Annotated in this window: 7 protein-coding genes; 3 read left to right on the forward strand and 4 right to left on the reverse strand. The window is 63.8% G+C overall.

What is annotated here, in order from left to right; translation table 11 throughout:
- From Q8Q83_RS09135 to Q8Q83_RS09150, 4 genes are all read right to left on the reverse strand, one after another.
- Positions 1-714, reverse strand: a 714-nt coding sequence (locus Q8Q83_RS09135; RefSeq protein WP_305623046.1) for an adenosine deaminase, incomplete at its 3' end; no start/stop codon positions are given.
- 112 nt (positions 715-826) lie between these two features.
- Entirely contained in the window at positions 827-1,411 is a 585-nt protein-coding gene (locus Q8Q83_RS09140) for a YigZ family protein (protein WP_305623048.1), read from the reverse strand.
- 8 nt (positions 1,412-1,419) lie between these two features.
- Positions 1,420-2,085: a TetR/AcrR family transcriptional regulator gene (locus Q8Q83_RS09145; protein ID WP_305623050.1), complete on the reverse strand. Its 666-nt coding sequence runs from the start codon at positions 2,083-2,085 to the stop codon at positions 1,420-1,422.
- A gap of 363 nt (positions 2,086-2,448) precedes the next feature.
- Positions 2,449-3,369: a LysR family transcriptional regulator gene (locus Q8Q83_RS09150; protein ID WP_305623052.1), complete on the reverse strand. Its 921-nt coding sequence runs from the start codon at positions 3,367-3,369 to the stop codon at positions 2,449-2,451.
- A 126-nt stretch (positions 3,370-3,495) separates the two neighbouring features.
- Here Q8Q83_RS09150 and Q8Q83_RS09155 point away from each other — a divergent pair, with 126 nt between their 5' ends.
- The 3 genes from Q8Q83_RS09155 to Q8Q83_RS09165 all read left to right on the forward strand — a co-directional run.
- Positions 3,496-4,842, forward strand: a complete 1,347-nt coding sequence (locus Q8Q83_RS09155; RefSeq protein ID WP_305623054.1) for an aspartate aminotransferase family protein — start codon at positions 3,496-3,498, stop codon at positions 4,840-4,842.
- On the forward strand, positions 4,839-5,126 hold the full coding sequence (locus Q8Q83_RS09160) for a cupin domain-containing protein (RefSeq protein ID WP_305623058.1): 288 nt from the start codon (positions 4,839-4,841) through the stop codon (positions 5,124-5,126). Before Q8Q83_RS09155 ends, Q8Q83_RS09160 begins: the two co-directional genes overlap by 4 nt.
- A 73-nt stretch (positions 5,127-5,199) precedes the next feature.
- Positions 5,200-6,687: CoA-acylating methylmalonate-semialdehyde dehydrogenase (locus Q8Q83_RS09165; protein WP_305623056.1), on the forward strand; the 1,488-nt coding region annotated here is incomplete at its 3' end.

The raw sequence follows: 6,687 nt of genomic DNA on the forward strand, positions 1-6,687 counted from the left end.
CGGGATCTGCTCGTCGATGATCCGCTGCATCAAACGCTCGTCTTCGATGACGCGCACGCCATGGTCGATGCGCTGGATTTTCAGCAGGTCGATGGCTTCCCAGATGTACTCAGGCGGGCCTTCTTCACCGGCGTGGGCGACGGTCAGGAAGCCTTCGTGGCGGGCACGATCAAACACACGCTGGAACTTGCTCGGCGGGTGGCCCATCTCCGAGCTGTCCAGGCCCACGGCGATAAAGGCCTCGCGAAACGGCATGGCCTGCTTCAGGGTGTCGAAGGCGGCTTCCTCGGACAGGTGGCGCAAGAAACTGAGGATCAGGCCGTGAGTAATCCCCAGCTGTTTCTCGCCATCGACCAACGCCTGCTTGATACCGCGCAGCACCACCTCGAAGGGAATGCCGCGGTCGGTGTGGGTCTGCGGGTCGAAGAACGGCTCGGTGTGGATTACGTTCTGCGCCTTGCATTTGAGCAGGTAGGCCCAGGTCAGGTCGTAGAAGTCCTGCTCGGTGCGCAGCACGTCGGCGCCCTGGTAATAGAGGTCGAGAAACTCCTGCAGGTTGTTGAAGGCATAGGCGCCGCGCAGGGCTTCCACATCGTTCCAAGGCAGCTTGATCTTGTTGCGTTCGGCCAGGGCGAACAGCAATTCGGGTTCCAGCGAGCCTTCCAGGTGCAGGTGCAGTTCGGCCTTGGGCAGGGCGTTAAGCCAGTCGTACATGGATAAGTTCTCTTTATCAGGCGAGATCGTGAACAGGTTCTTTGCAGTTTAGTTTAACCGCTCGGACAGCTTTTCTTCCGCCAGCCTAGCCCAGGCTAGCTGTCGCTGGCCATCAGCTGCGCTGAAGCACGCTGCGTCCGCGGCTGATATCGGCCAGCAGGTGCTGCAGGTCGGCGAAGCGCGCCTCGGGCACCGCCAGCTGCAGTTCGGCGCCGTCGGCGTCGAAGCGTTCGCCTTCCAACACGCAGTTCAGCTCGCTTAGACGCGCCTTGAGCAGCGCCAGTTCGGCAAAGCCACAGTGGCAGCTGCAGGCCGTGCGGCTGATCAGTTCGCTGCGTTCGGCCCCTTGCAGGCACTTGTTCGCCGCGCCGCCGTAAGCCCGGGCCAGGCCGCCGGTGCCGAGTTGGATGCCGCCGTACCAGCGGATCACCAGCACCGCGACGCGGTCGCAATCCTGGCCCTCGATGGCGGCGAGTATCGGCCGGCCGGCGGTGCCGCCGGGCTCGCCGTCGTCGCTGAAACGGTACTGCTGGCCGACCTTCCAGGCCCAGCAGTTATGCGAGGCGCTGGCGTCGCTACTGCGTTCGATAAAGGCTTGGGCTTCGGCCGCGCTATTGACCGGCACGGCCAGGGCGAGGAAGCGGCTCTTGCGGATTTCCTCGCGGTATTCGCCGGGGCTAAGCAGGGTAAAGGGCATAGGGCGGGTCAGGCGGTCGGCGGGGTGAGGCCGCAGCCCTTGAGGATGATGCGTACCAGGTTGTCGCCGGCGATTTCGAAGTCCTGCTTGTTCAGGCGCGAGCGCCCGGTGACGCGGCAGATCTGCGAGGCGAAGTCGGCGTAATGCTGGGTGCTGCCCCACAGCAGGAAGATCAGGTGCACCGGGTCCACCGGGTCCATCTTGCCGGCGGCGCTCCAAGCCTCGAACACCGCGGCGCGGCCGCGGAACCAGGTCAGGTAGTCCTGGTTAAGCAGCTGCGAGAGGTTTTCCCCGCCGCTGATCACTTCCATGGCGTAGATGCGCGAGGCCTTAGGGTTGCGCCGGGAGAATTCCAGCTTGGCGCGGATATAGCGGGCCAGGGCTTCGGCCGGGTCATCGTCGACCGTCAGGCTGTTAAAGGTGCTGTCCCACAGCTCGAGGATATTGGCCAGCACCGCCTGGTACAGGCCCAGCTTGTTGCTGAAGTAGTAGTGCAGGTTGGCCTTCGGCAGCCCGACGTTCTGCGCGATGGTGTTCATGCTGGTGCCCTTGAAGCCGTGGCGGGCGAACTCATCCTCGGCGGCTTGGATGATCGCTTCTTCGTTCTTCTGGCGAATGCGCCCGGCGGGTTTGCCGGTGGGGTGGGCACTGTGCGCGGATACTTCAACAGTCATGGGCTATTCCGGGCTGGTCAGGTTTTCAGACGCAGCACTGATACCCCAGAGGCGCCGAGGTGACAAGCGCGAGGGGCGGAAAAAGCGCGATAAGCGCCATTTCACAGGGCGTTCGCACCGTCTTTGTGCGTGCTGTGGCGGCTGCGGCAGGGTTGCGCCTCCCTTCGGTGCACGGTGGTTACGGCCCGATTCGCCAGCTGCGTAGCCCGGATGTAATCCGGGGAAATTCGCCGCCTGCACATTCGCTCCCGGATTGCATCCGGGCTACAGGGCTGTAACGCATTCGTAGGATGGGTGGAGCGCAGCGATACCCATCGGCACCCACGAGCCGAATACCTTGATGGGTTTATCCGCGAATACTCTTTAGCCGCTAACCGCCAGCGCCTCGAGAAAGCTCTCCAGCACCAGATGGGGGCGCCGGCCCTTGCGGGTCACCGAGGCCAGGCTGACGTCATAGAAGCGGCTGGCCGGCTTCAGCACGCGCAGGCGGCCCTGTTGCACCCAGGCCTGGGCGTAGTGGTCGGGCAGGTAGCCGATATAGCGCCCGGTGAGGATCAGAAAGGCCATGCCTTCGCGGTCCGAGGCGCTGGCCGTGCAGTTCAGCGCCTGGTAGTGGCTCTGCACCTCGGGCGGCAGGCGGAAGGTCGGCGCTATGGCTTCCTGGGCGTTCAGTCGCTCGTCCTGCAGTTGCTGGTCATCGACATAGAACAGCGGGTGACCCACCGCGCAGTACAGCAGCGAGCGTTCGTCATACAGGCTCTGGTACTCCAGGCCGGACAACGCATGGCTCTGCGGCACCACGCCGATATGCAGGCGGCCATCCAGCACGCCTTGCTCCACCTCGCTCGGCGGGGTCATGCGGATATGGATGCGCACGTCCGGGCCCAGCGCCTTGAGCTTGGCCAGGGCATGGGTGATGCGCATATGCGGCACGGTCACCAGGTTGTCGGTCAGGCCGATATTCAGCTCGCCGCGCAGGTGCTGGTGCAGGCCGTTGACCTCGGTGCGAAAGCTCTCCAGCGCCGCCAGCAGCTGCTGGGTGCTCTGGTACACCTCGCGGCCTTCCTCGGTCAGGGCAAAGCCCGCGCGGCCGCGCTGGCACAGGCGCAAACCCAGGCGCTGCTCCAGGTCGCTCATCTGCTGGCTGATGGCCGAGCGACCAATGCCCAGGGCGCTTTCCGCCGCGGAAAAGCCGCCGCACTCCACCACGCTGCGAAACAGCTTGAGCAGGCGGATATCGAAGTCGCTGACCTGGGCCAATGGATCGGGGCGGCGCGTGCTCATTGTTTAGTGTCCATTGTTTAGTGTGCGCTTAACTAAAGATAAGAAGAGTCATGTTTTCACGACTCTAAGCCCGTGGCACCTTTGTCTGCAACAACTGATAACCAGCCCCCCTCAGGGAGAGCCACCATGAATATGCCGCAGACCGCCCCTTCGCCCATGGCCAGCCAGCTCAAGCTGGACGCGCACTGGATGCCGTTTTCCGCCAACCGCAACTTCAAGCGCGACCCGCGCATCATAGTGGCGGCTGACGGCAACTACTTTATCGACGACAAGGGCCGGCGCATCTTCGACAGCCTGTCCGGGCTGTGGACCTGCGGCGCCGGGCACAACCGCACGGAAATTCAGGAGGCGGTGGCCAAGCAGTTGGGCACCCTGGATTACGCCCCGGGCTTTCAATATGGCCACCCGCTGTCCTATCAGCTGGCGGAGAAAATCACCGAGCTGACCCCGGCCGGCCTCGACCACGTGTTCTACACCGGCTCGGGTTCCGAGTGCGCCGACACCTCGGTGAAAATGGCCAAGGCTTACTGGCGCCTGAAGGGCCAGCCGAGCAAGACCAAATTTATCGGCCGTGCCCGTGGCTACCACGGCGTGAATATCGCCGGCACCGCCCTGGGCGGCATCGGCGGCAACCGCAAGATGTTCGGCCAGATGATGGACGCCGACCACCTGCCGCACACCCTGCAGCCGCACCTGGCCTACACCAAGGGCATGGCGGCGACCGGCGGCGTGGAACTGGCCAACGAGCTGCTCAAGCTGATCGAACTGCACGACGCCTCGAATATCGCTGCCGTCATCGTCGAGCCCATGTCCGGCTCCGCCGGCGTGATCGTGCCGCCAGTGGGTTACCTGCAGCGCCTGCGCGAGATCTGCACCCAGCACAATATCCTGCTGATCTTCGACGAAGTGATCACCGCCTTCGGCCGCATGGGTAAATGGACCGGCGCCGAATACTTCGGCGTGACCCCGGACCTGATGAACACCGCCAAGCAGATCACCAACGGCGCGATTCCCCTGGGCGCGGTCATCGCTTCCAGCGAGATCTACAACTGCTTTATGAACCAGGCCATCCCCGAGCATATGGTCGAGTTCGGCCACGGCTACACCTACTCGGGCCACCCGGTAGCCTGCGCCGCCGGCCTGGCGACCCTGGAGCTGCTCAAACGCGACCACCTGATCGAGCAGTCGGCCAACCTGGCGCCGGTGTTCGAAGACAAGCTGCACAGCCTCAAGGGCAGCAAGCATGTGGTGGATATCCGCAACTGCGGCCTGGCCGGCGCGATCCAGATCGCCCCGCGTGACGGCGACCCGGTGATCCGTCCGTTCGAGGCCGGCATCAAGCTGTGGAACGCCGGTTTCTACGTGCGCTTCGGCGGCGACACCCTGCAGTTCGGGCCAAGCTTCAACACCAAGCCCGAGCAGCTGGACAGCCTGTTTAACGCTGTTGGCGACGCCCTGCAGAGTCTCGACTGATGAAGCGGCCGCAGGCAGTGGCCACCGTACAGGTGGACAACGAGCGGGTGATAGTCACCGAATGGCGCTTCGCCCCCGGTGCCGAAACGGGTCGCCACTGCCACGGCTACGACTATGTAGTGGTGCCGATGACCGCCGGCAGCCTGCTGCTGGAAACCCCGGAAGGCGACAAGTACGCCGAGCTTGAGGCCGGGCAGTCCTACTTCCGCAAGGCAGGGGTCGAGCACAACGTGATCAACAACGGCCCGCACGAACTGGTGTTCGTCGAGACCGAAATTAAATAGAGCGCAGATTTCAGGGGTGGCTGGCGCAGCGCCATTCGCCCCCACAGCCCAAAATTCGTAATTGGAGTTAGCTATGAGCCTTATCCCGCACCTGATCCACGGCCAACACGTTACCGGTACCGGCCGCTCGGCCGCCGTGTACAACCCGGCCACCGGCGAATCCACCAACCAGGTCGCCCTGGCTGACCGCGCCACCATGCAACTGGCCATCGACTCGGCCAAGGCCGCCTTCCCGGCCTGGCGCAACACCCCGCCGGCCAAGCGCGCCCAGGTGATGTTTCGTTTCAAGCAGTTACTTGAACAGCACGAAGCGACCATCTCCAAGCTGATCAGCGAAGAGCACGGCAAGACAGTCGAAGACGCCGCCGGTGAGCTCAAGCGCGGTATCGAGAACGTCGAGTTTGCCTGCGCCGCCCCGGAAATCCTCAAGGGCGAGTACAGCCGCAACGTCGGCCCGAATATCGACGCCTGGAGCGACCTGCAGCCGATCGGCGTAGTAGCCGGCATCACCCCATTTAACTTCCCGGCCATGGTGCCGCTGTGGATGTACCCGCTGGCCATCGTCTGCGGCAACTGCTTTATCTTGAAGCCGTCCGAGCGTGACCCGAGCTCCACCCTGTATATCGCCGACCTGCTGCAAGAGGCCGGCCTGCCCAAGGGCGTGCTCAACGTGGTACACGGCGACAAGGAGGCGGTGGACGCGCTGATCGAAGCGCCGGAAGTCAAAGCCCTGAGCTTTGTCGGCTCCACCCCTATCGCCGAATATATCTACAGCGAAGGCACCAAGCGCGGTAAGCGCGTGCAGGCCCTGGGCGGCGCGAAGAACCACGCCGTGCTGATGCCCGATGCCGACCTGGACAACGCCGTCAGCGCGCTGATGGGCGCCGCCTACGGTTCCTGCGGCGAGCGCTGCATGGCCATCTCGGTGGCCGTGTGCGTAGGCGACCAGATCGCCGATGCCCTGGTAGAAAAAATCGTGCCGCAGATCAAAGGCCTGAAAATCGGCGCCGGCACCACCTGCGGTCTGGATATGGGCCCGCTGGTTACCGCCGCGGCGCGTGACAAGGTCAAAGGCTATATCGACGCCGGCGTCGCCCAGGGCGCAAGCCTGGTGGTCGACGGTCGTGACTTGGTAGTGGCTGGCCATGAGAACGGCTACTTCGTCGGCGGCACCCTGTTCGACAAGGTGACCCCGGAGATGACCATCTACACCGACGAAATCTTCGGCCCGGTGCTGTGCATCGTTCGCGTGGGCAGCCTGGAAGCCGCCATGCAGTTGATCAACGACCACGAATACGGCAACGGCACCTGCATCTTCACCCGTGATGGTGAAGCGGCGCGGCTGTTCTGCGACGAGATCGAAGTCGGCATGGTCGGCGTCAACGTACCGCTGCCGGTGCCGGTGGCCTACCACAGCTTCGGCGGCTGGAAGCGCTCGCTGTTCGGCGACCATCACGCCTATGGCGAAGAAGGCATCCGTTTCTACAGCCGCTACAAAAGCGTGATGCAACGCTGGCCCGACAGCATCGCCAAGGGCCCTGAATTCAGCATGCCGACAGCC

The organism is Pseudomonas sp. (genome assembly GCF_030696055.1).
Taxonomy (GTDB): domain Bacteria; phylum Pseudomonadota; class Gammaproteobacteria; order Pseudomonadales; family Pseudomonadaceae; genus Aquipseudomonas.

Coding starts and splice junctions, on each gene's coding strand:
- Q8Q83_RS09150 (WP_305623052.1), bottom strand. CDS start 3,369: ATGAGCACGCGCCGCCCCGATCCATTGGCCCAGGTCAGCGACTTCGAT.
- Q8Q83_RS09140 (WP_305623048.1), bottom strand. CDS start 1,411: ATGCCCTTTACCCTGCTTAGCCCCGGCGAATACCGCGAGGAAATCCGC.
- Q8Q83_RS09155 (WP_305623054.1), top strand. CDS start 3,496: ATGAATATGCCGCAGACCGCCCCTTCGCCCATGGCCAGCCAGCTCAAG.
- Q8Q83_RS09145 (WP_305623050.1), bottom strand. CDS start 2,085: ATGACTGTTGAAGTATCCGCGCACAGTGCCCACCCCACCGGCAAACCC.